The organism is Duganella sp. 1411 (assembly GCF_017833525.1).
Taxonomy (GTDB): Bacteria; Pseudomonadota; Gammaproteobacteria; order Burkholderiales; family Burkholderiaceae_D; genus Rugamonas.
Window position 1 is genome coordinate 1,977,920 of the sequence record NZ_JAFICD010000001.1, and the last position, 26,626, is coordinate 2,004,545.

Here is a 26,626-nt window from a genome sequence, read left to right on the forward strand (position 1 = left end):
CCCCGCCGCTAATGCAGCTGGCGGTAGATTTCCTCGGCCAACGCGCTGGAGATGCCTTCGACCTGCTTCAAGTCCTCGACGCTGGCGTTGACCACGCCGCGCAAGCCGCCGAAGCGCGCCAGCAGGCGTTGGCGGCGCTTGGCGCCGATGCCCTCGATCTCCTCCAGCCGCGAGGTCTGGCGCGTCTTGGCGCGCTTGGCGCGCATGCCGGTGATGGCGAAGCGGTGCGCCTCGTCGCGGATCAAGGCCACCAGCATCAGCGCCGCCGATTCCTTGCCCAGCTCCTGCGGCGCGCGGCCGTCGACGAACATCAGGGTCTCCAGGCCGACGCGGCGCCCCTCCCCCTTGGCCACGCCGACGATCAGGCTGATATCGAGCCCCAGTTCGGCGAACACCTGACGCGCCATTTCGATCTGGCCCTTGCCGCCGTCGATCAGCACCACGTCCGGCATGACGCCGTCGCCGTTGGCCACCTTCTCGTAGCGGCGGAACAGCACCTGCCGCATCGCCGCGTAATCGTCGCCCGGCGTGATGTCGTTGATGTTGTAGCGGCGGTATTCGCCGTTCTGCATCTGGTGGTGGTGGAACACCACGCACGAGGCCTGCGTCGCCTCGCCCTGCGTATGCGAGATGTCGAAGCACTCGATGCGCAGCTGGTCGATGTCCTCCGGCTCGAGCGCCAGCGCCTCGACCAGCGCGCGCGTGCGCGACTGCTGCGAGCCCTGCTCCGACAGCAGCCGCGCCAGCGAGATCTCGGCGCCCTTCTGCGCCAGCTCCAGCCATTTACGGCGCTGATCCTGCGGCTGGAAGATCAGGTTGATGCGGTGGCCGCACTGCTCCTGCAGCGCCACCATCAAGGCCGGCTGGTCGAATTCGATATTCAGGATCAGGGTGCCGGGGATGAATTTCTCGGTGTAGTGCTGCACCAGGAAGGCGGCCAGCACCTCCACCTCGATCGGGTCCTCGGCGATGGCGGCGGCGTCGCCGATATGGTTGGGGAAGTAGGCGCGGTCGCCCAGGTGGCGGCCGCCGCGCACCATCGCCAGGTTGACGCAGGCGCGCCCGCCCTGCACCAGCACGGCGATGATGTCGACGTCGGCGTCGCCGGTGGTCTCCATGCTTTGCTGGTGCAGCACGCGCGACAGCGACTGGATCTGGTTGCGCACCGATGCCGCCTGTTCGAATTTGAGGTCGGCGGCGTAGGCGTGCATTTTCCTTTCCAGGTCCTCCATCACTTCGCTCTGGCGTCCGCGCAGGAAGCGGGCGGCGTTTTCGACGTCGAGTTTGTAGTCTTCCTTGCTGATCAAGTCGACGCACGGCCCGCTGCAGCGGCCGATCTGGTGCAGCAGGCAGGGGCGCGTGCGGTTCGAGTAGACGCTGTCCTCGCAGGTGCGGATCAGGAACACCTTCTGCAGGATCTGCATCGACTCCTTGACCGCCCAGGAGCTGGGGAATGGGCCGAAATACTGGTTCTTCTTGTCGACGGCGCCGCGGTAGTAGACCATGCGCGGCGAGTCGCCGCCGGTGATCTTCAGGTACGGGTACGATTTATCGTCGCGGAACAGGATGTTGAAGCGCGGCGCCAGCGCCTTGATCAGGTTATTTTCAAGGATCAACGCCTCGGCCTCGCTGTGCGTGACCGTGGTTTCGAGCCGGGCGATGCGCTCGACCATCATGGCGATGCGCGGGCTGGCGATGTTCTTCTGGAAGTAGCTCGAGACGCGTTTCTTCAGGTCGCGCGCCTTGCCGACGTAGAGGACCTTGTCCTCGGCGTCGAAGTAGCGGTACACGCCCGGCAGGTTGGGCAGCTTGGCCACGGTGGCCAGCACTTGTTCGCGCGGGTCGGGCGCGGGTGCCGTTACGGTTGTTGCGACTTCATTCATTGCATGTCTCGGTTAAAAATGCCGCGTCGCCACTTGCCCACGTAGGGCGGATTAGGCGGAACGCCGTAATCCGCCATCCGTGAGCCGCCGACGACGCACGCATTGGCGGATTACGCTGCGCTAATCCGCCCTACGTGTTTTAGATGGCCTGCTCGACGATGACGAAGGCGACGGCGTATTCCGCTTCGTCGCTGACCGTCACCTGTGTCGTCAGCTTATTCTTGTCCATGAATTCTTTCAGTACGCCGCTGCACACGATCATCGGCTTGCCGCTCGGCGCGTTGAGCATCTGCGCCGCCGGCCACGTCATCGGCATGCGGATACCGAGGCCGATCGCCTTGGCGAAGGCCTCCTTGGCGGCGAAGCGCGTGGCGACGAAGCGGATGCCGCGCACCGGGTTCTTGGCTTTGCGCGCCAGGTACTTTTCCATCTCCTGCGGCCCCAATATCTTTTTGGCGAAGCGGTCGCCGTGGCGCGCCAGCGCTTCCTCGATGCGGGGAATCTTGCAGATATCGGTGCCGATGCCGTAAATCACCGCGCCCCCAGCCTGGTCGAGACCATGATCGCCTTCATCTCCCGCACGGCGTTTTCCCAGCCGACGAACACCGAGTGGGCGACGATGGCGTGGCCGATGTTCAGTTCCGCGATGTCCGGAATGGCGGCGATGGCCTGCACGTTGGTGTAGTGCAGACCGTGGCCGGCGTTGACCTTCAGGCCCTTGCCGACGCCGAACAGCACGCCGCGCTTGATGCGTTCCAGTTCGGCGGCCTGCTCGGCGCCTTCGGTGTCGGCGTAGCGCCCGGTGTGCAGTTCGATCACCGGCGCGCCGACGTCGGCGCTGGCGGCGATCTGCGCCTCGTCGGCGTCGATGAACAGGCTGACGCGGATGCCCTCGCCCTGCAGCTGCTTGACGGCCGCCTGCACCGCCTTGAAGTGGGTGACGACATCGAGTCCGCCCTCGGTGGTGACCTCGGTGCGCTTCTCCGGCACCAGGCAGACGTCGGCCGGCTTGATGCGGCAGGCGAAGTCGATCATCTCCTGCGTGACGGCGGCCTCCAGGTTCATGCGCGTGAGCAGTTGCGGCGCCAGCGCGATGATGTCGGCGTCCTTGATGTGGCGGCGGTCCTCGCGCAGGTGCAAGGTGATGCAGTCGGCGCCGGCCTGCTCGGCCAGCAGCGCGGCGCGGATCGGGTCCGGATACATGGTGCCGCGCGCGTTGCGCAAGGTGGCGACGTGGTCGATGTTCACGCCAAGGTCGATGATGGTGCCGGAGGGATGCAGGTAGCTCATTTTGTCTTTTACCGGTTGTGTTTATTCTGTGATTTTATAACTGCGACAGGTCGATCAGTATCTGGCGCGTGTTCAGCGGCGCGCCGCCCAGGTGGTGCGCCAGCAGGAAGCGCATCAGCTGCTTGCTCTGCGATTGCGTGGCGGCGTCCTGGTAGTCCTCGCGCTCCATGTCGAGCAGCGTCTTGCCGCTCACGCGCGGCGACTGGTCGGCCGCGCGTTCGGGACGCGGGCCGCGCTCCGGATCGACCACGTAGACCACGTCGGCCCGCACCGGCGCGCGCGTGGCGGTGCAGCGCGACAGGTCGGCCGAGACCCCCGTCTCCCTAAGTAGGGCCCGTTCGAATTTTCGCAAGACGATGGGCGCCGGTTCGTTATGGGCCAGCTGGTTGAGCGTGGCGACGTAGTGGTCGAACAGGGCCGGATGGGCGTCGTCGCGCGCCAGCAGCTTGACCAGCAATTCATTGAGGTAGAAGCCGCACAGCAGCGCGGTTTTCTCCAGCGGCAGCATGCCGCCCACCCATTCGGCGTCGGTCAAGGTGCGCAGTTCGGATTTGCCCACCCAGCTCGACGACAGCGGCTGGAAGGTTTGCAGCACCCCGCGCAGCTGCGAGTGCGGCCTTTTGGCGCCCTTGGCGATCAGCGCCACGCGGCCGAAGTCGCGCGTGAACAGATCGATGATCAGGCTGGTTTCTTTGTAGGGATAGCTGTGCAGCACGAAGGCCGGCTGGCCGGCGACCTTGGTGCCGAAGGTGCGCTCGCGCGACGGCGCACGGGGGCGCTTGGCAGGGCTGGCCGGCGTGGCCGGCGTGGTCGCCACCGCCGGCGGCGTGGTCACCACGGGCACCACGCCACGCTCCGCGCCCGGCGCTGCCGCCGAGGCATCGGCCGTGGTCTCGGCAACATCCCCGGCGTCGTGCGTGGTGGTGGACATCGGTCCTCTGTTATTCGTAGCCGTAGGCGCGCAGACCCGCTTCGTTGTCGGCCCAGCCGGATTTGACCTTGACCCAGATCTCCAGGTAGACCGGGCCGCCGAACAGCTTTTCCATGTCCAGCCGCGCCTGCGTCGACACTTCCTTCAGGCGCGCGCCCTTGTTGCCGATGATCATGGACTTGTGCGTGTCGCGCTCGACCAGGATGGCGGCGAACACGCGGCGCAGGTCGCCCTCCTGCTCGAACTGCTCGATCAGCACCGTGCTGGTGTACGGCAGCTCGTCGCCGACGAAGCGGAACAGCTTTTCGCGCACGATCTCCGACGCCAGGAACTTCTCGCTGCGGTCGGTGATGTCGTCCGGGCCGAAGATCGGCTGGTTCTCGGGCAGGAATTTCTTGATCTCTTTTTCCAGCCCGTCGAGCTGGAAGCGCAGCTTGGCCGACACCGGCACGATGGCGGCGAAGTTGAACTTGGCCGCGACCTGCTGGGCGAACGGCAGCAGCACCGCCTTGTCCTTGACGCGGTCGGCCTTGTTGATCACCAGCACCACCGGCACCTCGGTCGGCAGCAGGTCGAGCACCTGCTGGTCGGCCGGGCCGAAGGTGCCGGCCTCGATCACGTACAGGATCAGGTCCGACGAGATCAGTGTGTTGGTGACGGTCTTGTTGAGCGTCTTGTTGAGCGCGTTGGCGTGGCGGGTCTGGAAGCCCGGCGTGTCGACGTAGATGAACTGGGCGTCGTCGTGGGTCTGGATGCCGGTGATGCGGTGGCGCGTGGTCTGCGCCTTGCGCGAGGTGATGCTGACCTTGGCGCCGATCAGCGTGTTCATCAACGTCGATTTGCCCACGTTGGGGCGGCCGACAATGGCGATATAGCCACAACGGAAGTTGGCGGGGGTCGTTTCGGTAGTCATGCTATATCGCTTCAGAGTATGGTGTTGCGCCTAATGTAATACGGAGGTGGCCGCCGCTGCCTATTTGGTGGCGGCCTTGGCCGGCGCGGCCGACGCTTCGGCGCCGGCCTCGCTTTGCACGGTGGCGATGCCCGCCAGCTTGAGCTGGGCGGCACGCGGCTTGGCCTTGCGGCCGGCGGCCGGTGTCTTCAGCAGCGCCTGCTCGGCCACTTCCAGCGCCAGCTTGGCGGCGGCCTGCTCGCCGGCGCGGCGGCTGCCGCCGCGTCCGTAGACCTGGATGCCCAGCTTGGGCACCAGGCATTCGATCTCGAATTCCTGGCTGTGCGCGGCGCCATGGGTGGCCACCACATTGTACAGCGGAAGCGAAATCTTCTTACTTTGCAGGAATTCCTGCAGCAGGGTCTTGGCGTCCTTGCCCAGGGTTTGCGGGTCGACGGTGTCGAGGATGGGGATGTAGAAGGCGCGGATCACGTCGCGCGCCGGGTTGAAGCCGCCATCCAAAAAAATGGCGCCTAACAGCGCCTCAAGCGTGTCGGCCAGGATCGATGGACGCCGGAAGCCGCCCGATTTGAGCTCGCCCTCGCCCAGGCGCAGGAACTGCGACAGCTCCAGCTTTTGGGCGATCTCGTACAGCGACTGCTGCTTGACCAGGTTGGCGCGCAGGCGCGACAGGTCGCCCTCGTCGATCGCCACGTAACGCTCGTACAGGATGGACGCCACCACGCAGTTGAGCACCGAATCGCCCAGGAATTCCAGTCGTTCATTGTGCAAACTGCTGTGGCTACGGTGCGTCAAGGCCTGCTGCAGCAAACCAGCATCCTGGAACGTGTAGCCTAAACGGGTTTGCAATAACTGAAGATTCATTGTCTGTTCGGTTCTGTGTGATGTCGTCTAAACTTGTTTACTCGACTTATTGATCGATTTTCGCCGTCGCGGCCGGCGGGCCGGACTTGGCGGTGGTGCCCTGGTATTCGAGCAGCAGGCTGGCCGGTCCGACCAGCGGGATTTTCTTTTCGTACGCGAAACTCACTTCCATCTCGCCGTTTTCCTTGCCGATCACCAGATCGCGGCCGTTGATCGCGCTGATGTAGCTGGTCGTGGCGCTGGCGTCGAACGCCTTCTGGATCTCGACCACCGAATTGCCGCCGACCGACTTGGCCGTGACGATGGCGTTCTGGATCGCCCGGTACTCGGTGTAGGTGGGCACGATCTTCAGTCCCAGCACGCCGATAAAGCCCAGCATGGCCAGTACCACGATCAGCCCCACCAGCGAAATACCCCGTTGCCTGCCGTGTTGATGAACTAATTGCATGTTAATCCCTTTCGGCCGGCCGTGCGCTCACCGGATTATTGGATGCTGCCGATGCGGCGCAGGTTACCCAGGTTCATCCAGACAAAGAATGCTTTTCCAACAATGTTCTTGTCGGGAACAAAGCCCCAGTAACGGCTGTCGAGGCTGTTATCGCGGTTGTCACCCATCATGAAATAGTTGCCTTTCGGAACCACACACGTGAAGCTGTCGTAGGTGTAGGTGCACGACTCGTCCTTCAACGGGAACTGCTGCACTTCGGCCGGATTGAAGGTCGGCGCGCGTTCGTTGTTGAGGATGCGGTGGGTCACGCCCGTCAGCGCCTCCTGGTACTGCTTGTTGTAGACCAGGCGCTCGTCGTCCAGGTAATCGTCCAGCGGGGTGTACTTCACTTCCACGCCGTTGACCGTTAAGCGCTTGTTTTCATACGTGATTTTATCACCCGGCACGCCGACCACGCGCTTGATGTAATCCTGGGTCATATCGCGCGGATATTTGAAGACCATCACGTCGCCCCGCTTGGGGTCGTTGATCTGGATGATTTTCTGGTTGAGCACCGGCAGGCGGATGCCGTAGGTGAACTTGTTCACCAGGATCAGATCGCCCACCAGCAGGGTCGGCACCATCGACGACGACGGGATCTTGAACGGCTCGTACAGGAACGAGCGCAGCACGAACACCAGCGCGATGACCGGGAAGAAGCTGCCCGAGTATTCGATCCACACCGGCTGGCGCAGGATGCCCGCCTCCAGCGCGGCGCGGTTGCCGTTGTTGTCGAGCTTGATGCCGTCGGCGGTCAGCTTGGCGTTGCGCGCGTCGTACTCGGCCAGCGCGCGGTTGGCGGCGGCGCGGCGCTGCTTGGCCAGGTAAAACACGTCGAGGCACCAGATCACGCCCGTGATCACCATCAACACGAACAGGATTAATGCGAAGTTACCTAAGATTACTTGCAGGCTCATTTATCGTCCACTTGTAAGATTGCCAGGAATGCCTCTTGTGGAATCTCGACCGAGCCCACTTGCTTCATGCGTTTTTTACCGGCTTTTTGTTTCTCGAGCAGTTTCTTCTTGCGGCTGATGTCGCCGCCGTAGCACTTGGCCAGCACGTTCTTGCGCAAGGCCTTGACGTTTTCGCGCGAGATCACGTTGACGCCGATGGCGGCCTGGATCGCCACGTCGAACATCTGGCGCGGAATCAGCTCGCGCATCTTGGCGGCCACCTGGCGGCCGCGATAGGCCGAGTTGGAGCGGTGCACGATGATCGCCAGCGCGTCGACCTTCTCGCCGTTGATCAGCATGTCGACCTTGACCACGTCGGAGGCGCGGTATTCCTTGAACTCGTAGTCCATCGAGGCGTAGCCGCGCGAGGTCGACTTGAGCTTGTCGAAGAAGTCCAGCACGATCTCGCCCATCGGCATCTCGTACACCAGCTTGACCTGGCGGCCGTGGTAGGCCATGTCCATCTGCACGCCGCGCTTGCCGATACACAAGGTGATCACCGAGCCGACGTACTCTTGCGGCATGTACAGGTTGACCGTGACGATCGGTTCGCGGATCTCGTTGATCTTGGTCGGCTCCGGCATCTTCGACGGATTGTCGACCTTGATGATGCTGTTGTCGCGCATGACGACCTCGTACACCACGGTCGGCGCCGTCGTGATCAGGTCCATGTCGAACTCGCGCTCCAGGCGTTCCTGGACGATCTCCATGTGCAGCAGGCCGAGGAAGCCGCAGCGGAAGCCGAAGCCCAGCGCCTGCGACACTTCCGGCTCGTACATCAGCGCGGCGTCGTTCAATTTCAGTTTTTCCAGCGAATCGCGCAGCGCGTCGTACTGGTTGGCCTCGACCGGGAACAGGCCGGCGAACACCTGCGGCTGGACTTCCTTGAAGCCCGGCAGCGGCGCCGGCGCCGGACGGTTGGCCAGGGTGACGGTGTCGCCCACCTTGGCGGCCTTCAATTCCTTGATGCCGGCGATGATGAAGCCCACCTGGCCGGCCGACAGCTGCGGCAAGGAGACCGAGCGCGGCGCGAAGATGCCGACGTCCTCGACCAGTTGCAGCGAGTCGGTGGCCATCAGCTTGATCTTGTCTTTTGGTTTCAAGGTGCCGTTCATCACGCGCACCAGCATGACCACGCCGACGTACGGGTCGTACCAGGAGTCGACGATCAGCGCCTGCAGCGGCGCGTCCGGGTCGCCCTTCGGCGGCGGCACCTTGGCGATGATCGATTCGAGCACGTCCTCCACGCCCAGGCCGGTCTTGGCCGAGCAATGGACGGCGTCGCCGGCCTCGATGCCGATGACGTCCTCGATTTCGGCGATGGCGGTCGGTGGATCGGCGTTCGGCAAGTCGATCTTGTTGAGCACGGGCACCACTTCGACGCCCAGGTCGAGCGCGGTGTAGCAATTGGCCACGGTCTGCGCCTCCACCCCTTGCGAGGCGTCGACCACCAGCAGCGCGCCTTCGCAGGCCGACAGCGAGCGCGACACCTCGTACGAGAAGTCGACGTGGCCCGGCGTATCGATCAGGTTCAGGTTATAGACGACGCCGTCGCGGGCCTTGTATTGCAGCGCGGCGGTTTGCGCCTTGATCGTGATGCCGCGTTCGCGCTCCAGATCCATCGAATCGAGCACTTGCGCCTCCATCTCGCGGTCGGACAGGCCGCCGCACAGTTGAATGATGCGGTCAGCCAGGGTCGATTTGCCGTGGTCGATGTGGGCGATGATGGAAAAATTGCGTATGTTGTTCATTAACAAATATTCAAAAACGGGGGTGAGACGACGGGCGCGTCGGCGAGGTGCATGCTGCGCGCAATACAAAAAAAGCGCTCCGAGCGGGGCCGTAATGCCCTGGCGAGCGCCTTATCAAACTTTTCTACCCCCGCATTTTACCGGATTTCAGAGGGGAAAGGCCGACTTCTGCACTGCGACATGCATTTTGCTTATTTATTAAGCACAGCAAGGACGCGCGGCGCGTCGAGGAAGTAGTGGCACAGCTCCGGTTCGGCCGGGTCGGCGTACAGCACCGGCACCAGCTCGTCGAAACGGGCCAGCAGGGAGGGATCGTCGGCGGTATCGATGTCGATGACGTCGACGGTGAACGGCCGCGCCGGCGTTTGCAGGCGCAGCAAGGCGTCCAGCATGTCCTGGCAGAGGTGGCAGTAGCCGCGGGAGTAGAGGGTGAAGTGCATGGTGATCGGAGCGGAGCCGTTCAACCCGCACCCCGGCGGCGTGGGGTCGGACCCGTTCGGGTCCGACCCCCGGTTGGCCGGGGCGTGGCGGGCGGCTCAGCCGTTTATTTCTCTTTCGTCGCGCTCGGCCGCAACGAAATGAACTGCGTCGCGTCACCACGGCGCACCAGCAGCACCGACGGCTTCTTCGGATCGAGCTTGGCCACCAGCGCATTGAACTGCTTGGCGTCCTTGACCTCGGTGTTATTGAGCTGCAGCACCACGTCGCCCTCCTGCAGGCGCGCCGACACACCCTCGGCCGACTCCACCATGACACCGCCGCCGACGCCCAGCGCCTTTTTCTTCTCGGCGCTCAGGTCGCTCACCACCAGGCCCAGCGCGTTCGGCTTGCCTTCCGCCTCCGGCTCGGCCTTGTTGCCCTTGCCCTTGGACGCCTTGGCGGTCTTCTCACCTTCCAGCTCGGCGACGACGACCGGCAAATCGATCTGCGCGCCCTTGCGCCACACCGTCACGGTGGCCTTGCTGCCGATGGCGGTGCCGCCCACCAGGCGCGGCAGGTCCGACGAGCGCGTCACCGTCGCGCCGTTGAATTTCAGGATGATGTCGCCGGACTTGATGCCGGCCTTGTCGGCGGGACCGCCCGGCTCGACCAGCGAGACCTCGGCGCCCTGCGCGCTCTTCAAGCCCAGCGACTCGGCCACTTCCCGGCTCACTTCGCCGATCTGGACGCCGATGCGCCCGCGCGTGACCTTGCCGGACTTCTTCAACTGCTCGGAGACGCGGATCGCCTCGTCGATCGGCACCGCGAACGAGATGCCGTTGTAGGCGCCGGACAAGGTGGCGATCTGCGAGTTGATACCGATGACCTCGCCACGCATATTGATCAGCGGGCCGCCCGAGTTGCCGGGATTGACGGCGACGTCGCTCTGGATCAGCGCCAGGTAGTCGCCGGTGTCGCGCTGCTTGGCCGAGATAATGCCGGCCGTGACGGTGTTTTCCAGGTTGAACGGGGAGCCGATGGCGATCACCCATTCGCCGACGCGGATCTTGTCCGAATCGCCCATGACCAGGAACGGCAGGCGGTCGCCTTCGATCTTCAGCACGGCGACGTCGGTGCGGGCGTCCGCGCCCAACACCTTGGCCTTGAACTCGCGCTTGTCGGTCAAGGTGACGAACACCTCGTCGGCGCCGTCGACCACGTGGGCGTTGGTCATCACGTAGCCGTCGGCCGACAGGATGAAGCCGGAACCGACGCCGCGCTGCACCGGCTCCTCCGGCGCCTGGCGGCGTCCACGGGGATTGCCTTTGCCGGGTGGCACGGCCTTGCCGCCGGGGCTGGGCTGGGGGATCGCGCCGCCGAAGAAGCGGCGCAGGAATTCCTGCATTTCCTCGTCGCCGAGGTCCTCGCCGCGGCCACCCTGCTTCATCACTTCGGTGGTGCGGATATTGACCACCGCCGGGCCGACCTTGTCGACCAGGTCGGCGAAATCGGGCAAGCCCACCACGGCGCCGGTGACCGGCGCGGCCGCTGTCGCGGGCGCCATGCCCAGCAGGGCGGGAGACATCCATACGCTTGCGCCGACCAGCAGCGCGGAAAGAGTTTTACCACCAGCAGTGAAATTGTTTTTCATGGAAAGTATCGGTCTCTATAAAGTTCTTGGATGCGTTTAACCACCCGTTGTCGCGTGGCGCCGGGTGGCTAGCATACATGGTAAGCGAAAAGTCGCCCGCCAGCGTGCGCAAAGTTATTATAAGAGTATGTGGCCGATGCTGGCTTAAGGCAGGATTACGGCGAGATTATGGCAGGATCACGTCCGCGCGGGACTCCGGCAGTTTGTCGGTCGGCGCGCCCGGCGCCAAAGGGGACCCATCCGCGGCGGCGCCGTCGGCGAACGGCGGCACCTCGTGGGCAGGCTCGGCCGCCAGGCGGGCCGCCAGCGCGGCGTTGAAGCCCGCACTCAGGGTGCCGTCGGCCTCGTCGCGCAGCACGTCGCCGGTCAGGTGATAAGCGCGCCAGGCCGCCTGCCCTTCCGCAGTGTCGAGCGCGGCGAACGCCAGCTCCCGTTCGCTGTGCGGCAGCTCACCGTCGGCCAACGCCGAGATGTTTTCGTGCAGTCTTTTCTGGGTATCCATCGCATATCCCGCCATCTTAAAACACATCCACCTCGTGCCGCCTAGTCGACACTTTCCGGACGTCAACAACAATTGCCATCATCACCGCCTTACCAGCGCTTGTCAATCGGCATGTCCAGTAAAGGCTTCAATTTTTCGGCGATGACTTCGCGGGCACGGAATATGCGGCTGCGGACCGTACCGATGGGACAGCCCATGATGTCTGAAATCTCCTCATAGCTCAATCCCTCGATTTCGCGCAAGGCGATCGCGGTCCGCAAATCGACCGGCAGGGCATCCATCGCCGCATTGACCGTTTGCGCGATTTGCTTGCTTGCCAGCATGGATTCCGGCGTATTAATGTCACGTAACTGCTCTCCATCGTTAAAGGCTTCCGCCTGTTCCGCGTCCGCTTCGGTCGACGTGGGCGTGCGGCGGCCCTGCGTCGCCAGGAAGTTCTTGGCGGTGTTGATGCCAATACGGTACAACCACGTGTAGAAGGCGGAGTCGCCGCGAAAATGCCGCAACGCCCGGTACGCCTTGATAAACGTCTCTTGTACCACATCTTCAGCCTCGGCGGGATCATGCACGATACGCGACAGCAGGCGCATCAAGCGGCGCTGATATTTCGCCACCAGCAGATCAAACGCCTGCTTGTCACCGGCCCGGACCCGGTCGACCAGCATCTGGTCACACTCACGTTCTGTCGTCACTCCTGCATTCCTCAGTGGCCTGCAGCATCGCCGAATCTTATAGTCATATATGCTATAGAGTTAGCCCGCTGCAAGAAGTTCACAGTGTTGGCGTTTTTATTTCAGTGCGTCCAGCGACGGAACGGCACGCCAGCGACAAAGCGCGCAGCTCAGGCCGCGTCACCCCGTCCGGCAGCACCAGCACCCACCGCACCCTGCCGTCATCGCCACCCAGGCGCAACAGCAACATGCCCGGCCACAGGGTCGACCCGTCCAGCAGGCGCAGCGTCGTCCCTGGTTCTTGGTATACCGCCAGCCGAAAGCGGCCGACACCGGATATATCAAGGTGGAGCGCGATACCGCAGGGACGCCCCGTCACCCAGCCCAGCAGGCCGGCCACCACGCACAACAGCGGCGCTGCCACGCCCGGACACAGCGCGGCCGACATCGCCACACAACTGCACAGCCCGGCATGCAAGAAGCGCAAGCCGGACGAGGGGCGAACGACGACAGACACCGCGATCGACATGACGGCAGCACCACAAAACGCGTACACAAAAAAATAGGGGGAAACAACACAGCTTGGAAGCGCCAGCGCGAGGCTGGGCAATTCTGGCGCTGGCGAATGCCAGCGCCGAATCCTCGCTCACCATGGTTGGACCAGGTGAGCCCGGATTTAGTTCAACCCGAAGGCGAACTTTTCACACTTTTTTTACAGCTTGCCGAACAGCAGACTACCGTTGGTGCCGCCGAAGCCGAACGAGTTCTTCAGCGCGTACTCGATCTTCATCGGCCGGGCGACGTTGGCGCAGAAGTCCAGGTCGCAGGCAGGGTCCTGGTTGAACAGGTTGATGGTCGGCGGCGACACCTGATGGTGGATCGCCAACACCGTAAACACCGCCTCCAGGCCGCCGGCGCCGCCCAGCAGGTGGCCGGTCAACGACTTGGTCGAATTGACCACCAGCTTCTTGGCGTGCTCGCCGAAGGTGCGCTTGATGCCCTGCACCTCGGCCACGTCGCCCTGCGGCGTCGAGGTGCCGTGCGCGTTCACGTACTGCACCTGGTCGGGGTTGACCCCGGCGTTGCGCAACGCGGCCTGGGCCGACTTGCTGCCGCCGGCGCCGTCTTCCAACGGCGACGTCATGTGGTAGGCGTCGGCGCTCATGCCAAAGCCGAGCAGCTCGGCGTAGATCGTCGCGCCGCGCGCCTTGGCGTGTTCGTACTCTTCGAGCACCATCACGCCGGCGCCCTCGCCCAGCACGAAACCGTCGCGGTCCGTATCCCATGGACGGGACGCGGTGGCCGGATCGTCGTTGCGCGACGACAGCGCCTTGGCCGAGGCGAAACCGCCCAGGCCCAGCGGCGAAATGGTCGACTCGGCACCGCCGGCCACCATCACGTCGGCATCGCCGTACTCGATCAGGCGAGCGGCGGCGCCGATGCAATGCAGGCCGGTGGTGCAAGCCGTCACGATCGACAGGTTAGGGCCACGCATGCCGTACTTGATCGACAGGTTACCGGAGATCATGTTGATGATCGAGGCGGGCACGAAGAACGGCGAAATACGGCGCGGACCGCGCTTGTCGTAGTCTTCCTTCTGCTCTTCGATCATCGGCAGGCCGCCGATGCCGGAACCGATGATGACGCCGATGCGGTCGGCGTTGTCCTCGGTGACGACCACGCCGGAATCCTGCACGGCCTGGATGCCGGCCGCCATGCCGTAATGGATGAACGTATCCATATGGCGGGCTTCCTTGGCCGAGATGTAGTCCTCGATATTGAAGCCTTTGACTTCACCGGCAAAACGGGTACTGAAAGCTTGCGCGTCAAACTTGGTGATGGTGGCAATACCGGACTTGCCTTCGAGCGCCGCGGCCCACGTGTCGGCAACGTTGTTGCCGATCGGTGAGACGGCGCCCAGGCCGGTAATGACAACACGACGGTTTTTAGAACCTCTCAAGCGATTCTCCTAAAGTCGATCGGGCGGTAAATCAGGCCTTGACGTGTGCAGTAGCGTAGTCGATCGCTTGCTGAACGGTCGTGATCTTTTCTGCCTGTTCGTCAGGGATTTCCATTTCGAATTCGTCTTCCAGGGCCATCACCAGCTCGACGGTGTCCAGCGAGTCAGCGCCCAGGTCGTCGACGAACGAGGATTCGATCTTGATGTCTGCTTCGGCGACGCCCAGTTGCTCAGCGACGATTTTCTTAACGCGTTGTTCGATATCCGACATGTTATGGCTCCATTTGTTTGTTACGGAAAGCGCGCATTTTATCAGGTTTGCGCACTGAAAAACTAATTTCGGTGTCTGCCGCTAATTTGCTGCAAACTATTCCGAAATCACTGGTAAAAGACGGGAACGGCATTTTTTCGATGCCAGAACCCATCAATTCATATACATACCGCCATTCACGTGCAAGGTAGTGCCGGTGATATAGGCCGCCTGCGGCGAGGCCAGGAAGGCGACCGCCGCGGCGATATCCTCCGGCTTGCCCAGGCGCGCCAGCGGAATCTGCGTCAGCAGCGCCGCGTGTTGCTCCTCGCCCAGCGCCTTGGTCATGTCGGTGTCGATGAAGCCCGGCGCCACGCTGTTGACGGTGATGTTGCGGCTGCCGATCTCGCGCGCCAGCGCGCGGCCCATGCCCTCGACGCCGGCCTTGGCGGCGGCGTAATTCATCTGGCCCGGATTGCCGGCCGACGCCACCACCGACGTGATGTTAATAATACGCCCAGTTTTCGCTTTCATCATGCCGCGCAATACCGCGCGCGACAAGCGGCCGACCGAACTGAGGTTGGTGGCGATGACGCTGTCCCATTCCTCGTCCTTCATGCGCATGGCCAGCTGGTCCTGCGTGATGCCGGCGTTATTGACCAGGATGCCGACGGCGCCGAAGGTTTTGCCGATCTCGTCGATGACGGCCGCGCAGCGCTCGGCGTCGGTCACGTTCAGCACCATGCCCTTGCCGGCCTCGGCGCCGAACTCGCCCAGGTAGGCGCTGATCGCCTCGGCCCCGGCCTCGGTGGTGGCGGTGCCGATCACGCGCGCGCCCTGGCGGGCCAGCTCTTGGGCGATGGCCTTGCCGATGCCGCGCGATGCGCCCGTGACCAGGGCGACTTGGTTTGCTAAATTCATGGTTGTCCTTCTACGTAAATAACGAGTGTGCCTGAAGTTCTTTGATTTACCCGGCCGTTTTACTTGAGCGAGGTCAAAACGCGCTCCAGCGAGGCCTGATCGGTCATGGCGTCGCCCACCAGGGTGGCGTCGATGCGCTTGGTCAGCCCCATCAGCACCTTGCCCGGGCCGCACTCGACCACTTGGGTGATGCCGTCGGCGGCGACTTTTTGCATCGTCTCGACCCAGCGCACCGGCGCGGCGGCCTGGCGCACCAGCGCGTCCTTGATCGCGGCCGGGTCGTTGAGCACGGCGACGTCGACGTTGTTGATCAGCGCGATCTGCGGCGCCGAGAAGCTCAGCTCGGCCATGTAGTCGCGCAGGCGGTCCGAGGCCGGCTTCAGCAGCGACGAATGGAACGGCGCCGACACCGGCAACTTCATGGCGCGCTTGGCGCCCTTGGCCTTGGCGATCTCGCAGGCGCGCTCGACGGCCGCGGTCTCGCCGGCGATGACCACCTGGGCCGGCGCGTTGAAGTTGACGGCCTCGACCACCGAGCCCGGCGTGGCGGCGACCGCCTCGGCGCAGGCGGCGCGGACGTCGTCGTCCGACAGGCCCAGCACCACGGCCATCGTCCCCTGCCCGACCGGCACGGCTTCCTGCATCGCCTGGGCGCGGAAGCGCACCAGCGGCACCGCGTCCTTGAACGCGATCACGCCGGCGGCGACCAGCGCCGAGTATTCACCCAAGCTGTGGCCGGCGACCACCGACGGCAGCGGACCGCCGGCGGCGAGCCACGCGCGGTAGACGGCGACGGCGGCGGTCAGCATGACCGGCTGGGTGTTGGTGGTCAGGTCGAGCTCTTCCTTGGGACCTTCGGCCATCAGCTTGCCCAGGTCGAAGTTCAGCGCGTCGGACGCCTCGGCGATGGTCTGCGCCACCACCGGATTGCCGGCGAAGCCGTCCATCATCGCGATCGCCTGGGAACCCTGGCCTGGAAATACAAAAGCAAATTTAGTCATCACGCAATCCATCTTATAAATATAGGAATCCAACCGACGCCGCCAACCGTGGTGACCACGCGTGGACCACGACGGATGATCGCACGAGGAGACACGTAGGGCGGATTAGCGAAGCGTAATCCGCCAAGCATGCGTTACAGCCGGAGCCCGTTAGAACTCTAATTCTAATTCCGCGTTAAAAACGCGCCAGGACAGCGCCCCAGGTAAAGCCACCGCCAACACCCTCCATCAGAATGTTCTGGCCCTTCTGGATGCGCCCATCGCGCACCGCGGCATCGAGCGCCAGCGGAATCGACGCGGCCGACGTATTACCGTGCTGATCGACGGTAACCACCATCTTCTCCAGCGGCAGGCCCAGCTTCTTGGCGGTACTGTTCATGATGCGGATATTGGCCTGGTGCGGAATCAGCCAGTCGATCTGATCCTGCGACATCTCGGCCTTCTCCAGCGCCTCGTTGGCCACCTTTTCCAGCACCGACACGGCCAGCTTGAACACCGCCGGCCCGTCCATGTACAGATAAGCCTCGCCGGCCACCGCGCCGCCGAACGAATCGGGCATGCACAGGATGCCGGAATGGCGGCCGTCCGCGTGCAGCGCGGTCGCCAGCACGCCCGGCTCCTTCGAGGCGGTCAGCACCACGGCGCCGGCGCCGTCGCCGAACAGCACGCAAGTGGTGCGGTCGTTGAAATCGAGGATGCGCGAGAACACCTCGGCGCCGATCACCAGCACGTTCTTGTTCATGCCGGCGCGGATGAAGGCGTCGGCGGTCGACAGCGCGTAGACGAAGCCGCTGCACACGGCCTGCACGTCGACGGCGGCGCCGTTGTTGGTGATGCCCAGCTTTTGCTGGACGATGCAGGCGGTGCTGGGGAAGCTGCCGAAGAAATCGGGGGTCGAGCTGGCCACGATGATCAAGTCGATATCGTTGGGCTGCAGGTCGGCCATCTCGAGCGCGCGCTTGGCCGCGTGGACCGCCAGGTCGGACGATTTCTGGCCCGCCTCGGCGAAGTGGCGCGCCGAAATGCCGCTGCGGCTGACGATCCACTCGTCCGAGGTCTCGATCCCCTTCGCGGCGAGCTGATCAGTCAAATCCTGGTTGGTGACACGCCTCTCGGGCAGATAGCTGCCGGTGCCGATAATTTTGCTGTACAAAGTCATGCCGTCCACCATTCACTAAATAGTTGAGCTTGGTACTTCCGGAGTTTCCGTGTTGCGCGGCATGAGTTCGGCGATTAACGTCGAAATGTGCGGCAACACATCATTTCTGGCAGCATCATACGCCCGCTTGATGGCCCATTCAAAGGAATATGCGTCGGCGCCGCCATGGCTCTTGAACACCAGGCCGCGCAGCCCGAGCAGGCTGGCGCCGTTATAGCGCGACGGCGACAGGCGGTTTTTGATGGCCTTCAACGCGCCGCCGCCGATCAGGGCGCTCAGCATCGTCAGCGGGGTGCGCTTGAATTCGGTCTTGACGGTATCGGCGAAGAAGCGCGCCACGCCCTCCACCGCCTTCAAGGTGACGTTGCCGACGAAGCCGTCGCACACGACGATATCGGTGGTGCCCTTGAAGATGTCGTTGCCCTCGACGTTGCCGTAGAAGTTCAGCGCGCCGCGCTCGTGGTCGGCCTGCAGCAGCTTGCTGGTGGCCTTGACGACGTCGTTGCCCTTGATGTCCTCGGTGCCGACGTTGAGCAGGCCCAGGGTCGGACGGGCGATGTCTTCCATCGCCGACACCAGCACCGAGCCCATGATGGCGAACTGGTGCAGGTGATGCGGTTCGCAATCGACGTTGGCGCCCAGGTCCAGCATATAGGTCGGGCCGCCCTTTTGGTTCGGCATGATGCTGCAGATGGCCGGCCGGTCGACGCCGGTCATGGTCTTGAGCACGTAGCGGGCCACCGCCATCAGCGCGCCGGTGTTGCCGGCCGACACGCAAGCCTGGGCGCTGCCGCCCTTGACCTGCTCGATGGCCACGCGCATCGACGAATCCTTCTTGCGGCGCAGCGCCACTTCGAGCGGATCGTCCATCGTCACTTGTTCGGATGCATGCACGACGGACAGGCGCGGATGCGCGTCGGCGTGATGTTTTTTCAATTCTGCGCGGATAACGTCTTCCAAACCGACCAGTATCAGTTCAGCCTCTGGTTCGCGTTTGACGAAGGAAATAGCTGCGGGGATAGTGACCGATGGACCGTGATCTCCGCCCATGCAGTCGATAGAAATTTTGATTGTCATTGTTTTGATTCAGTACCACGCTCCAGCCCTTGTCTGGGCAAGCTGCGGCAAGCGGCGGACCACTGAAATCCCGGTCTACGCGTTTCAAAATGACGGTGTGCAAAAGAGGATTGCAGCCGATGAAAAAAGAAAAAGCGATGCTTCATAAGACAGCACCGCCTATTTCCGGGTCCAGCAAAAGCGTCGATTACTCGTCGTTTTTGGTTTTCAGGACTTTACGGCCACGATAGAAGCCGTTAGGGCTGATGTGGTGACGCAGGTGGGTTTCGCCGGTGGTTGGCTCGATGCCCAGTTGTGGAGCAACCAGGAAATCGTGCGAACGGTGCATACCGCGCTTCGAAGGGGACTTCTTGTTCTGTTGAACTGCCATGTTAATGACTCCTAATACATAAGTTCTAAAATTTTAACACAATCGACCAGCAAATACATGCGAATCGAGTATCCTGCCGGCAAAACCTAACCGGCATAGTTAAACTGAGATTTACTACATTGCCCTACTGACTTGCCATACTCGACTACAACACGTGCCTGGCACGTTCTTTACACACTACTTATTCGGATTTGAGGCCCTTGAGGGCGTCGAACGGCGAGATCTTCTCGCTTTTCGCCTTGTCCAGCAGGGCGCTATCGGGGCAGACATCGTGTTTCGGCGTGTGCGGCAATGCCAGCAGCGCCTCGTCTTCCACCAGATCCGCCACCGCCATGCTGCGGCTGCCGACGATCACGTCGATCGTCTCGTCGTCGATCATTTCTTCGATTTCATCCGCCTGCTGATCATCCTTACCCAGCATCAACAGCGTCGACGAATCGATGGTGTGAGCGTATGGGGTCAGGCAGCGCTGGCAGACCAATTGCACGGTGCCGGCGACCGACAGCTTCATCTGCGGGAAGCCCATCTTGCCGGTGCCTCCTTCGACCTTCCAGGTGATGGTGCCCGAGGTATCGGCACAATCCTTGGTCAGGCGGGTCATTTCAGCAACAGGCGTCACGCCTTCGTGGCTGCCGTTGCTCCGACAAAACTCAAAAGCGTCGATGACAATAGCATTCATTACAGAAAATTCCCCGGAAAACCTGCGATAATAACAGGGTTTTCGGCATCAAGTCAAAGCCTGCTCGGCTTTTTCCTGTTTTTCGTCTTTTTCCGTCTCTGTCCAGGCCGGCGACAGAGCATATAACATTCCCCCTATGACATCAAGCGCAACCGCTCAAATCGCCCCGCAACGGCTCGTTTTGGCCTCCAGTTCGGCCTACCGCAAGGAATTATTATCACGGCTACAACTGCCGTTCGACGTGGCCGTGCCCGACATCGACGAAACGCCCGCCGCCGGCGAAACACCGAGCGCCACGGCGCTGCGCCTCGCGCGCGAAAAAGCCGCCGCCGTGGCCGCCAAAGTGCCCGGTTGCATCGTCATCGGCTCCGACCAGGTCGCCACGCTCGACGACGAGCAGATCGGCAAACCGGGCGACCACGCCAACGCGCTGGCGCAGCTGCAAAAGATGCGCGGACGACAAGTCGTGTTCCACACCGCGCTGTGCGTCTGGGACGGCCGCGCCGCCGACCCGGCGGCCGGCGCCCAGGTCGAGGACGTCCAGACGGTCGTCACCTTCCGCGACCTGCCGGACGCCGAGCTCGACGCCTACCTGCGCATCGAACAGCCGTACGACTGCGCCGGCAGCGCCAAGAACGAAGGGCTCGGCATCGCCATTCTCGAGCGCATCGACAGCAGCGACCCGACCGCCCTCACCGGCTTGCCTTTGATCGCGCTGACAGGCATGCTGCGCAAGATAGGCGTTTCCTTTTTCAATACTAAGTAGATTTATATGCCCGGCACCCTCTTTTTAATACCGAACACCCTGGGCGAGACCGAAGCGCTCGCCTCCGTACTGCCCGAACAGGTGCAGCGCATCACCTCGCAACTGGATTACTTCGTGGCGGAGAACGCCAAGACCGCGCGCGCCTTCCTCAAGCTGGTCAACGCCAACCACCCGCTGGCCAAGCCGTTGCAGGAGATCACGATCTCCGAGCTGAACGTCAACACGCCGGCGGCCGCGCTGGCCGGCCTGCTGGCGCCGCTGCTGGCGGGGCGCGACGGCGGCCTGGTGTCGGAAGCCGGCGTGCCGGCGGTGGCCGACCCCGGCGCCGACCTGGTACGGCTGGCGCATCAGCACAACATTCCGGTGCGCCCGCTGGTGGGGCCGTCGTCGCTGCTGCTGGCGGTCATGGCGAGCGGCCTGAACGGGCAAAGCTTCGCCTTCAACGGCTATCTGCCGACCGACGCCGCGCAGCGCGCCACGCGCATCAAGGAGCTGGAAACGCGCTCGCGCAAGGAAAAGCAAACGCAGCTGTTCATCGAAACGCCCTACCGCAACGCCGCGATGCTGGAAGCGCTGGTGACAGCATGCGCGCCGGGCACGCTGGTCTGCGTCGCGACGGATTTAAGTCTCGCGTCGGAAACGATCCGCACCATGACGGCAACGCAATGGAAAAGCGCCAAGGCGCCGGACTTCCACAAAAAGCCGACGGTATTCCTGCTGCTAGCGCAGTAAAGAACAGCATCACCCCGCCCGAACGACGAAACACCGTGGAGACACCGTGGAAACACGTAGAGTGTGTGAATAAATCAAAAAATCAAAAAGGTGTTTTGGCGAAGGGGTCCTCGCCCCCTTACCGCCCTCGCGAAAATCGATTGTAGGCCGTTTTAAAGGGCCAAAAAATTAGACATCGACGCAAGCGGAGCCTAGTTAGCAGCTTTTCCGAAAATTTCGATTTATTCACAACCTCGTAGGGCGGATTAGCGTAGCGTAATCCGCCATGCATGCGTATCGGCGGCACATGAATTAGTGACCTGGCTCAAGCTTATACGGAGCACACCATGGGACTCTTAACCTTCAGCATCAACGTCACCCTCGACGGCTGCATCGACCATCAAGAAGGCATCGCCGACGACGAAACCCACGCCTTCTTCACCCACCTCATGGACGAGGCCGGGGCGATGCTCTGGGGCCGCACCACCTACGAGATGATGGAAAGTTACTGGCCGGCGGTCGCCAGCGGCAACGTGGAGGCACCCCCGGCGATGCGCGAGTGGGCGGTCAAGCTGGAGGCCAAGCCGAAGTACGTGGTGTCCTCGACGCGAAGCGATTTCCCGTGGACCAATAGCCACCACATCGCCGGCGACCTACTCGCAGGCATACAAACGCTCAAGGACGCGACCGCGAACGGCGTGCTCCTCGGCAGCGGCAAACTCGCGACCGAACTGGACCGACTGGATCTGATCGACGAATACAAATTACTCGTCCACCCCCGGATCGCCGGCCACGGCCCGACACTGTACGAGAGCGGTCTGCCCGGCACGCGACGGCTTGAATTGATTTCGGCGAAGCCGCTGCGCAACGGCGCGATCGCCCTGCACTACCGGCGCGCGCTGACTTAGAGGGGGGTCAAGTCTAACATTCATACACGACCACATCTGTGACCTAACTGGCCCTCGACCAAGCCTCACCTTGTTCTGCCACGTCATTTACTGATCAGGACGTGTACGAATGTTAGACTTGACCCCCGGTCGTGGTCAGAAACCGCGCGTATATTCCGTCACCCACTCGATCGCCGCCAGTTGGATCGAATACAGCTCGGCCGGCCTGAGCGACATCTGGCTCAGCATCTGCGCCAGCACCTGCTCTTCCCGCCCGCGCTCGATGTGCTCGATCAAGCTGAGCATGCTGCCGTAATCGCCGCTCCGGTGCAGCAGCGCCGCCCTCACCTCGTCGAGCACGTTCACACTCTCGAGCACGTCGCGCATCTGGATCGAGAACAAGGTGTCCATCAACGACATCACCCCGACCGTGAAGCCGATATCGGCGCTGACCCGCTGCCCCGGCCGCAGATGCTCGACCATCAGCTCGATGGTCTTGCCGCGCGTGGTGGCCAGCTGCAGCAGCGGCGACGTGAATTCCTGCGCGCCACCGGCCTTCACATACAGCAAAATCTGCAGCCAGCGCTTGAGCTGGCGCCGCCCCAGCACCATCAGCGCGTGGCCGACCGAGTTGATGCGGTAACGCGTGCCGACCGCCGGCGTGTTCACCAGCCGCAGCAAATTGAGCGTGATCAGCGCGTCGTGCTTGACGCTGCTTTCGATCTCGTGGCTGCTGGCGTCGGCGTCGATCAGCTCGAGCAGATGCAGCACGCTTCGCTGCGACGGCGAGATCTTCTTGCCGCTCAAAATCACCGGGCGGGCGAAATAATATCCCTGGAAATATTCGAAGCCGAGATCCATGCACTGGCGGAATTGCTCCACCGTCTCGACCTTTTCGGCCAGCAGCTTTTGCTTGGGATTCTTGAGCACGCGCGCCAGCGCCGGCAAGGTGCCCGGCCGCATGTCCTGGATGTCGACCTTGATGACGTCGCACAGCGGCTGCAGCTTTTGCACGTCTTCGGATTCGCCGATGACGTCGTCGAGCGCGAAGCGGAAGCCGGCCTGCTTGAGCTCGCGGATGCGGTCGAGCACGTCCGGCGTGGCTTTGACCGACTCGAGGATTTCGAGGATGACCTTGTCGTTGGGCAGAAACCGGATGAAATCGCTCATCAGGCCGACGCCGTCGACATTGACGAAGGCCATTTGATCGCCGACCACATGCTCCATGCCGAGCTCGGACGCGTGGGCGATGACGGTGGCGGTCGCCTGGGCGTGATTGGTGATGTTGGCCGTATCGGCCGTGTGCGCGTCGCGAAACAGCAATTCGTAACCGACCAGCCGCTGCCCACGGTTGAGAATGGGCTGGCGGGCCAGGAAGAAATTGTCCGCAAGCTTGGACGGCGGCAGCTCAGGCGCTGTCATCAATAATATCCCAATCTGCGATGGCATTGTCCGGGTCACCATAGGGAGAAGCGACCCGCTAACCGCCAGACTACCCCCGCTCCTACCGTCTTGACAACATTTTTCTATCGAGAAACGGGACGACGGGCGGCAGTGTTGCGCGTAGCAGTCGGTTTACCGCTCTCGAGCGTGAATCGGGCGCCGGCGTCCTTGGCCAGCGCCTTGACCAGCCACGGCATCACTTCCTTGAGCATCGGTTCCAAGGTGTACGGCGGATTGAGGATGAACATGCCGCTGCTGTGCAGGCCGAAGCCGTCCGGCATCGGCGTGTGCGTGGTCAGCACGACGTTGAGCCAGTCGTTGCATTGCAACTGCTTGAGCTTGTCGGCGAACTGGCGCGATTCCATGCGCTGCAGCAGCGGATACCAGACCGCGTAGGTGCCGGTCGGGAAGCGGATCAACGCGTCGGCCAGGGCGTCCTTGACCTTTTTGTAGTCCATCTTGTCTTCGTACGGCGGATCGATCAGCACCAGCGCGCGGCGCGACGGCGGCGGCAGCAGCGCCTTGAGCGCCTGGAAGCCGTCGCCGCGGGTGACCAATACGCGCTTGCCGCGCGTGGTCGGACGGATGCCCTGCTGCGCGGCGTGCTCGTCGAGCTTGCGGAAATTATCGGCCAGCAGCTTCGAATCGGCCGGGTGCAGCTCGAACAGGCGCAGCCGGTCTTGCTCGCGCGCGACCTGGTCGGCGATGTACGGCGAGCCCGGGTAGTAGCGCATCTTGCCGCTGGGGTTCATGGCCTTGACCAGGTCGACGTATTCCTTGATCGGCGCGGGCATGTCGGTGCGCTCCCACAGCGGGCCGATGCCGGTGTCGTATTCGGCGTTCTTGGACGCGAACGTGCCGTCGAGCGCGTACACGCCGGCGCCGGAGTGCGTGTCGATATAGCTGTACGCGGTATCTTTCTGGTTCAGATACTGCATCAGCTGGATGGTCACGAAATGCTTCAATACATCGGCGTGATTGCCAGCGTGAAAGCCGTGGCGGTAACTCAACATAGCTAGGGTACTTCCTAAAATAGATGGTGCAACACAATCCCGCATTATCCACTAGAAAGCCCGTCCGGACAAAAAAGGCCCCGCATCGTTTGCGTCAAGGCGGGCTCGATCGTCGTGACTAAGATGGAAGGACCGCGCCGGCATTCGTCGACGCGGCGGACTTTTTGGAGGAGATCATGGCATTCAACAATGTAGGCCCGCTCACCTTCCTGGCGCCGGGCCAAACGGCGTTCTGGAGCTACAGCTATCCGGACGACCGCGGCACGCAGTTCGCCTCGGCCGACGTCAAAGCACCGAACCTGGGTGCCGTGCACGTCGCCGACGAGCAGGCCAAGCGCAAGGAAAACAACGGCAACGCCACCTATTTCGTGCAGATCCACAATCGCGGCATCGGCGGCGCTTTTCACAACTTACAAGGCGGAGGCATGGTATGAAAATGACCATCATCACCGACGACCAAGGTAACATTCTTGGTGCCGTGCAGGGTCACTCCCTGTCGGGGAAACAAGGCGAGGTCGAGGCGACAGTCTCGTTCGCGGAGGGCCACCAAACACATATGGTGGAAGTGGACGACGACATGGGCGTCATCCAGGACGCCAACGTCTTCCAGCAGCGCCTGCGGCAACATCTGGACGCGCATCTGCAAAAGGCCGCGCCCAAAGCGTAAGCATCCGGCGCGCGAGCCCCCATCCGCCACAACGGCGCATGGGGGCTTTTCTATGCGGCCGCGATCACGCGACCTTCTTGTCGAAGAACTGTTCATCCTCGGTCGAACCGTGCAACGCGGTGGTCGACGACTGGCCGTTCTGGATGGCCTGGGTCACGGCGTCGAAGTAGCCGGTGCCCACTTCGCGCTGGTGCTTGACGGCGGTGAAGCCCTTCTCGGCGGCGGCGAACTCAGCCTCCTGCAGTTCGACAAAGGCCGACATCTGGCGGCGCGCGTAGCCATGCGCCAGGTTGAACATGCCGTAGTTGAGCGCGTGGAAACCGGCCAGCGTGATGAACTGGAACTTGTACCCCATCGCGCCCAGCTCCTTCTGGAACCTGGCGATGGTGGCGTCGTCGAGGTTCTTCTTCCAGTTGAACGATGGCGAGCAGTTATAGGCCAGCATCTTGCCGGGGAAGCGCGCGTGCACCGCTTCGGCGAAGCGCTTGGCGAACGCCAGGTCCGGCTTGCCTGTCTCGCACCACACCAGATCGGCATACGGCGCGTAGGCCAGCGCCCGCGCGATCGCCTGCTCGATGCCCGGCTTGACCTTGTAGAACCCTTCCACGGTGCGCTCGCCGGTGCAGAACGGCCGGTCGTTGTCGTCGATATCGGAGGTCAGCAGATCGGCCGCCTCGGCGTCGGTGCGGGCGATGACCAAGGTCGGCGTGCCCATGACGTCGGCCGCCAGGCGCGCCGCCGTCAGCTTGTCGACCGCCTCGCGCGACGGCACCAGCACCTTGCCGCCCATGTGGCCGCACTTCTTGACCGACGCCAGCTGGTCTTCGAAGTGCACGCCGGCGGCGCCCGCCTCGATCATGGCCTTCATCAGTTCGTAGGCGTTCAGCACGCCGCCGAAACCGGCCTCCGCGTCCGCCACGATGGGCGCGAAGAAATCGATGTCGTCCTTGCCCTCGGACCATTGGATCTGGTCGGCGCGCTGGAAAGTGTTGTTGATGCGCTTGACGACCATCGGCACCGAGTTGGCCGGATACAGCGATTGGTCGGGATACATTTCGCCGGCCAGGTTGGCGTCGCCGGCCACTTGCCAGCCGGACAGGTAGATCGCCTTCAAGCCGGCCTTGACCTGCTGCATCGCCTGGTTGCCGGTCAGCGCGCCCAGTGCGTTGACGAAGGGCTCGTTGTTGAGCAGATCCCACAGCTTTTCCGCGCCGCGCCGGGCCAGCGTGTGCTCGATCCGCAGCGAGCCGCGCAGGCGCACCACGTCGTCGGCCGTGTAGCTGCGGGTCACGCCCTTCCAGCGCGGGTTGGTGTCCCAGTCCGCTTGCAGGTCCGCGATTTGCTGTTCACGAGTTGCCATGGTGTCCTCCTTGATTTAATGATGAAATAAAAAGCCGTTGAGC

At 62.9% G+C, this 26,626-nt stretch carries 31 protein-coding genes; 6 read left to right on the top strand and 25 right to left on the bottom strand.

The window, feature by feature from the left end:
- Positions 1 to 8 precede the first annotated feature (8 nt).
- The 20 genes from uvrC to plsX all read right to left on the bottom strand — a co-directional run bounded on the left by uvrC (position 9) and on the right by plsX (position 18,687).
- Positions 9 to 1,883 carry an excinuclease ABC subunit UvrC gene (gene uvrC / locus JOD97_RS08080; RefSeq protein WP_209715030.1) on the bottom strand — a complete coding sequence of 625 codons (1,875 nt, stop codon included), beginning with the start codon at positions 1,881 to 1,883 and terminating at the stop codon, positions 9 to 11.
- A gap of 139 nt (positions 1,884 to 2,022) precedes the next feature.
- Positions 2,023 to 2,418 carry a holo-ACP synthase gene (gene acpS / locus JOD97_RS08085; RefSeq protein WP_209715033.1) on the bottom strand — a complete coding sequence of 132 codons (396 nt, stop codon included), beginning with the start codon at positions 2,416 to 2,418 and terminating at the stop codon, positions 2,023 to 2,025.
- Positions 2,415 to 3,173 (bottom strand): pyridoxine 5'-phosphate synthase, encoded by a 759-nt coding sequence (gene pdxJ, locus JOD97_RS08090; RefSeq protein WP_209715036.1) that lies wholly within the window; start codon positions 3,171 to 3,173, stop codon positions 2,415 to 2,417. Before pdxJ ends, acpS begins: the two co-directional genes overlap by 4 nt.
- Positions 3,174 to 3,207: 34 nt before the next feature.
- On the bottom strand, positions 3,208 to 4,104 hold the full coding sequence (gene recO / locus JOD97_RS08095) for a DNA repair protein RecO (protein WP_209715039.1): 897 nt from the start codon (positions 4,102 to 4,104) through the stop codon (positions 3,208 to 3,210).
- 10 nt (positions 4,105 to 4,114) lie between these two features.
- Positions 4,115 to 5,017 carry a GTPase Era gene (era, locus tag JOD97_RS08100; RefSeq protein ID WP_209715041.1) on the bottom strand — a complete coding sequence of 301 codons (903 nt, stop codon included), beginning with the start codon at positions 5,015 to 5,017 and terminating at the stop codon, positions 4,115 to 4,117.
- A 60-nt stretch (positions 5,018 to 5,077) separates the two neighbouring features.
- Positions 5,078 to 5,881: a ribonuclease III gene (gene rnc / locus JOD97_RS08105; RefSeq protein WP_209715044.1), complete on the bottom strand. Its 804-nt coding sequence runs from the start codon at positions 5,879 to 5,881 to the stop codon at positions 5,078 to 5,080.
- Between the two features lie 46 nt (positions 5,882 to 5,927).
- The gene (locus JOD97_RS08110; protein WP_209715047.1) at positions 5,928 to 6,329 is read right to left on the bottom strand and encodes a DUF4845 domain-containing protein; all 402 of its coding nucleotides are present in this window, start codon (positions 6,327 to 6,329) and stop codon (positions 5,928 to 5,930) included.
- A gap of 35 nt (positions 6,330 to 6,364) precedes the next feature.
- On the bottom strand, positions 6,365 to 7,285 hold the full coding sequence (gene lepB / locus JOD97_RS08115; RefSeq protein ID WP_209715050.1) for a signal peptidase I: 921 nt from the start codon (positions 7,283 to 7,285) through the stop codon (positions 6,365 to 6,367).
- Positions 7,282 to 9,075 carry a translation elongation factor 4 gene (gene lepA, locus JOD97_RS08120; RefSeq protein WP_209715053.1) on the bottom strand — a complete coding sequence of 598 codons (1,794 nt, stop codon included), beginning with the start codon at positions 9,073 to 9,075 and terminating at the stop codon, positions 7,282 to 7,284. The genes lepB and lepA overlap by 4 nt, the downstream gene beginning before the upstream one ends.
- A 191-nt stretch (positions 9,076 to 9,266) precedes the next feature.
- Entirely contained in the window at positions 9,267 to 9,515 is a 249-nt protein-coding gene (locus JOD97_RS08125) for a glutaredoxin family protein (RefSeq protein ID WP_209717350.1), read from the bottom strand.
- A gap of 104 nt (positions 9,516 to 9,619) precedes the next feature.
- The gene (locus tag JOD97_RS08130; RefSeq protein WP_373999810.1) at positions 9,620 to 11,146 is read right to left on the bottom strand and encodes a Do family serine endopeptidase; all 1,527 of its coding nucleotides are present in this window, start codon (positions 11,144 to 11,146) and stop codon (positions 9,620 to 9,622) included.
- A 166-nt stretch (positions 11,147 to 11,312) separates the two neighbouring features.
- Positions 11,313 to 11,675 (bottom strand): sigma-E factor negative regulatory protein, encoded by a 363-nt coding sequence (locus JOD97_RS08135; protein WP_229264230.1) that lies wholly within the window; start codon positions 11,673 to 11,675, stop codon positions 11,313 to 11,315.
- A gap of 62 nt (positions 11,676 to 11,737) precedes the next feature.
- Positions 11,738 to 12,340 (bottom strand): RNA polymerase sigma factor RpoE, encoded by a 603-nt coding sequence (rpoE, locus tag JOD97_RS08140; RefSeq protein WP_209715056.1) that lies wholly within the window; start codon positions 12,338 to 12,340, stop codon positions 11,738 to 11,740.
- Between the two features lie 79 nt (positions 12,341 to 12,419).
- Positions 12,420 to 12,848: a hypothetical protein gene (locus tag JOD97_RS08145; RefSeq protein ID WP_209715059.1), complete on the bottom strand. Its 429-nt coding sequence runs from the start codon at positions 12,846 to 12,848 to the stop codon at positions 12,420 to 12,422.
- Positions 12,849 to 13,031: 183 nt separating this feature from the next.
- A complete protein-coding gene (gene fabF / locus JOD97_RS08150; RefSeq protein WP_209715062.1) occupies positions 13,032 to 14,279 on the bottom strand; it encodes a beta-ketoacyl-ACP synthase II in 1,248 nt (415 codons plus the stop codon).
- Positions 14,280 to 14,310: 31 nt separating this feature from the next.
- The gene (acpP, locus tag JOD97_RS08155) at positions 14,311 to 14,550 is read right to left on the bottom strand and encodes an acyl carrier protein (RefSeq protein WP_008449912.1); all 240 of its coding nucleotides are present in this window, start codon (positions 14,548 to 14,550) and stop codon (positions 14,311 to 14,313) included.
- Positions 14,551 to 14,703: 153 nt separating this feature from the next.
- Positions 14,704 to 15,450: a 3-oxoacyl-ACP reductase FabG gene (gene fabG / locus JOD97_RS08160; protein WP_209715065.1), complete on the bottom strand. Its 747-nt coding sequence runs from the start codon at positions 15,448 to 15,450 to the stop codon at positions 14,704 to 14,706.
- Between the two features lie 59 nt (positions 15,451 to 15,509).
- Positions 15,510 to 16,451, bottom strand: a complete 942-nt coding sequence (gene fabD / locus JOD97_RS08165; protein WP_209715068.1) for an ACP S-malonyltransferase — start codon at positions 16,449 to 16,451, stop codon at positions 15,510 to 15,512.
- 175 nt (positions 16,452 to 16,626) lie between these two features.
- Positions 16,627 to 17,610: a beta-ketoacyl-ACP synthase III gene (locus JOD97_RS08170; RefSeq protein ID WP_209715072.1), complete on the bottom strand. Its 984-nt coding sequence runs from the start codon at positions 17,608 to 17,610 to the stop codon at positions 16,627 to 16,629.
- A 15-nt stretch (positions 17,611 to 17,625) separates the two neighbouring features.
- Positions 17,626 to 18,687, bottom strand: coding sequence for a phosphate acyltransferase PlsX (gene plsX / locus JOD97_RS08175; RefSeq protein WP_209715075.1), 1,062 nt, complete (start codon positions 18,685 to 18,687; stop codon positions 17,626 to 17,628).
- On the opposite strand from plsX, the gene JOD97_RS08180 reads away from it, so the two are divergent.
- On the top strand, positions 18,659 to 18,835 hold the full coding sequence (locus JOD97_RS08180; RefSeq protein ID WP_209717527.1) for a hypothetical protein: 177 nt from the start codon (positions 18,659 to 18,661) through the stop codon (positions 18,833 to 18,835). The two genes, plsX and JOD97_RS08180, sit on opposite strands and share 29 nt — an antisense overlap.
- 39 nt (positions 18,836 to 18,874) lie before the next feature.
- On the opposite strand, the gene rpmF is transcribed toward JOD97_RS08180, so the two are convergent.
- Complete coding sequence (gene rpmF / locus JOD97_RS08185) at positions 18,875 to 19,057, bottom strand: 50S ribosomal protein L32 (protein WP_008449924.1); 183 nt, start codon at positions 19,055 to 19,057, stop codon at positions 18,875 to 18,877.
- Positions 19,058 to 19,238: 181 nt separating this feature from the next.
- Positions 19,239 to 19,736 (bottom strand): DUF177 domain-containing protein, encoded by a 498-nt coding sequence (locus JOD97_RS08190; RefSeq protein WP_209715078.1) that lies wholly within the window; start codon positions 19,734 to 19,736, stop codon positions 19,239 to 19,241.
- Positions 19,737 to 19,872: 136 nt separating this feature from the next.
- On the opposite strand from JOD97_RS08190, the gene JOD97_RS08195 reads away from it, so the two are divergent.
- From JOD97_RS08195 to JOD97_RS08205, 3 genes are all read left to right on the top strand, one after another.
- Positions 19,873 to 20,502, top strand: coding sequence for a Maf-like protein (locus JOD97_RS08195; RefSeq protein WP_209715081.1), 630 nt, complete (start codon positions 19,873 to 19,875; stop codon positions 20,500 to 20,502).
- A gap of 6 nt (positions 20,503 to 20,508) precedes the next feature.
- Entirely contained in the window at positions 20,509 to 21,234 is a 726-nt protein-coding gene (locus JOD97_RS08200; protein WP_209715084.1) for an SAM-dependent methyltransferase, read from the top strand.
- A 326-nt stretch (positions 21,235 to 21,560) separates the two neighbouring features.
- Entirely contained in the window at positions 21,561 to 22,121 is a 561-nt protein-coding gene (locus tag JOD97_RS08205) for a dihydrofolate reductase family protein (RefSeq protein ID WP_209715086.1), read from the top strand.
- Between the two features lie 135 nt (positions 22,122 to 22,256).
- Here the strand turns inward: JOD97_RS08205 and JOD97_RS08210 are convergent, their stop codons facing one another.
- Positions 22,257 to 23,522, bottom strand: coding sequence for an EAL and HDOD domain-containing protein (locus JOD97_RS08210; RefSeq protein ID WP_229264231.1), 1,266 nt, complete (start codon positions 23,520 to 23,522; stop codon positions 22,257 to 22,259).
- Positions 23,523 to 23,626: 104 nt separating this feature from the next.
- The gene (locus JOD97_RS08215; protein ID WP_209715091.1) at positions 23,627 to 24,556 is read right to left on the bottom strand and encodes a 23S rRNA (adenine(2030)-N(6))-methyltransferase RlmJ; all 930 of its coding nucleotides are present in this window, start codon (positions 24,554 to 24,556) and stop codon (positions 23,627 to 23,629) included.
- Between the two features lie 176 nt (positions 24,557 to 24,732).
- Here JOD97_RS08215 and JOD97_RS08220 point away from each other — a divergent pair, with 176 nt between their 5' ends.
- Together JOD97_RS08220 and JOD97_RS08225 are read left to right on the top strand one after the other, a co-directional pair.
- Positions 24,733 to 24,990, top strand: coding sequence for a hypothetical protein (locus JOD97_RS08220; protein ID WP_209715094.1), 258 nt, complete (start codon positions 24,733 to 24,735; stop codon positions 24,988 to 24,990).
- Positions 24,987 to 25,223 carry a hypothetical protein gene (locus JOD97_RS08225; protein WP_209715097.1) on the top strand — a complete coding sequence of 79 codons (237 nt, stop codon included), beginning with the start codon at positions 24,987 to 24,989 and terminating at the stop codon, positions 25,221 to 25,223. Before JOD97_RS08220 ends, JOD97_RS08225 begins: the two co-directional genes overlap by 4 nt.
- Before the next feature lie 64 nt (positions 25,224 to 25,287).
- Here JOD97_RS08225 and aceA read toward each other — a convergent pair whose 3' ends face one another.
- Entirely contained in the window at positions 25,288 to 26,583 is a 1,296-nt protein-coding gene (gene aceA / locus JOD97_RS08230; protein ID WP_209715100.1) for an isocitrate lyase, read from the bottom strand.
- Between the last annotated feature and the right edge of the window lie 43 nt (positions 26,584 to 26,626).

Bases quoted from the DNA above. Each gene is read 5' to 3' on its own strand.
- uvrC (WP_209715030.1), bottom strand. From the start codon at position 1,883: ATGAATGAAGTCGCAACAACCGTAACGGCACCCGCGCCCGACCCGCGC.
- pdxJ (WP_209715036.1), bottom strand. From the start codon at position 3,173: ATGAGCTACCTGCATCCCTCCGGCACCATCATCGACCTTGGCGTGAAC.
- recO (WP_209715039.1), bottom strand. From the start codon at position 4,104: ATGTCCACCACCACGCACGACGCCGGGGATGTTGCCGAGACCACGGCC.
- era (WP_209715041.1), bottom strand. From the start codon at position 5,017: ATGACTACCGAAACGACCCCCGCCAACTTCCGTTGTGGCTATATCGCC.
- rnc (WP_209715044.1), bottom strand. From the start codon at position 5,881: ATGAATCTTCAGTTATTGCAAACCCGTTTAGGCTACACGTTCCAGGAT.
- JOD97_RS08110 (WP_209715047.1), bottom strand. From the start codon at position 6,329: ATGCAATTAGTTCATCAACACGGCAGGCAACGGGGTATTTCGCTGGTG.
- lepB (WP_209715050.1), bottom strand. From the start codon at position 7,285: ATGAGCCTGCAAGTAATCTTAGGTAACTTCGCATTAATCCTGTTCGTG.
- lepA (WP_209715053.1), bottom strand. From the start codon at position 9,075: ATGAACAACATACGCAATTTTTCCATCATCGCCCACATCGACCACGGC.
- JOD97_RS08125 (WP_209717350.1), bottom strand. From the start codon at position 9,515: ATGCACTTCACCCTCTACTCCCGCGGCTACTGCCACCTCTGCCAGGAC.
- JOD97_RS08130 (WP_373999810.1), bottom strand. From the start codon at position 11,146: ATGAAAAACAATTTCACTGCTGGTGGTAAAACTCTTTCCGCGCTGCTG.
- JOD97_RS08135 (WP_229264230.1), bottom strand. From the start codon at position 11,675: ATGTGTTTTAAGATGGCGGGATATGCGATGGATACCCAGAAAAGACTG.
- JOD97_RS08145 (WP_209715059.1), bottom strand. From the start codon at position 12,848: ATGTCGATCGCGGTGTCTGTCGTCGTTCGCCCCTCGTCCGGCTTGCGC.
- acpP (WP_008449912.1), bottom strand. From the start codon at position 14,550: ATGTCGGATATCGAACAACGCGTTAAGAAAATCGTCGCTGAGCAACTG.
- fabG (WP_209715065.1), bottom strand. From the start codon at position 15,450: ATGAATTTAGCAAACCAAGTCGCCCTGGTCACGGGCGCATCGCGCGGC.
- fabD (WP_209715068.1), bottom strand. From the start codon at position 16,451: ATGACTAAATTTGCTTTTGTATTTCCAGGCCAGGGTTCCCAGGCGATC.
- JOD97_RS08170 (WP_209715072.1), bottom strand. From the start codon at position 17,610: ATGACTTTGTACAGCAAAATTATCGGCACCGGCAGCTATCTGCCCGAG.
- JOD97_RS08180 (WP_209717527.1), top strand. From the start codon at position 18,659: ATGCAGTCGATAGAAATTTTGATTGTCATTGTTTTGATTCAGTACCAC.
- plsX (WP_209715075.1), bottom strand. From the start codon at position 18,687: ATGACAATCAAAATTTCTATCGACTGCATGGGCGGAGATCACGGTCCA.
- rpmF (WP_008449924.1), bottom strand. From the start codon at position 19,057: ATGGCAGTTCAACAGAACAAGAAGTCCCCTTCGAAGCGCGGTATGCAC.
- JOD97_RS08190 (WP_209715078.1), bottom strand. From the start codon at position 19,736: ATGAATGCTATTGTCATCGACGCTTTTGAGTTTTGTCGGAGCAACGGC.
- JOD97_RS08195 (WP_209715081.1), top strand. From the start codon at position 19,873: ATGACATCAAGCGCAACCGCTCAAATCGCCCCGCAACGGCTCGTTTTG.
- JOD97_RS08200 (WP_209715084.1), top strand. From the start codon at position 20,509: ATGCCCGGCACCCTCTTTTTAATACCGAACACCCTGGGCGAGACCGAA.
- JOD97_RS08205 (WP_209715086.1), top strand. From the start codon at position 21,561: ATGGGACTCTTAACCTTCAGCATCAACGTCACCCTCGACGGCTGCATC.
- JOD97_RS08210 (WP_229264231.1), bottom strand. From the start codon at position 23,522: ATGACAGCGCCTGAGCTGCCGCCGTCCAAGCTTGCGGACAATTTCTTC.
- JOD97_RS08215 (WP_209715091.1), bottom strand. From the start codon at position 24,556: ATGTTGAGTTACCGCCACGGCTTTCACGCTGGCAATCACGCCGATGTA.
- JOD97_RS08220 (WP_209715094.1), top strand. From the start codon at position 24,733: ATGGCATTCAACAATGTAGGCCCGCTCACCTTCCTGGCGCCGGGCCAA.
- JOD97_RS08225 (WP_209715097.1), top strand. From the start codon at position 24,987: ATGAAAATGACCATCATCACCGACGACCAAGGTAACATTCTTGGTGCC.
- aceA (WP_209715100.1), bottom strand. From the start codon at position 26,583: ATGGCAACTCGTGAACAGCAAATCGCGGACCTGCAAGCGGACTGGGAC.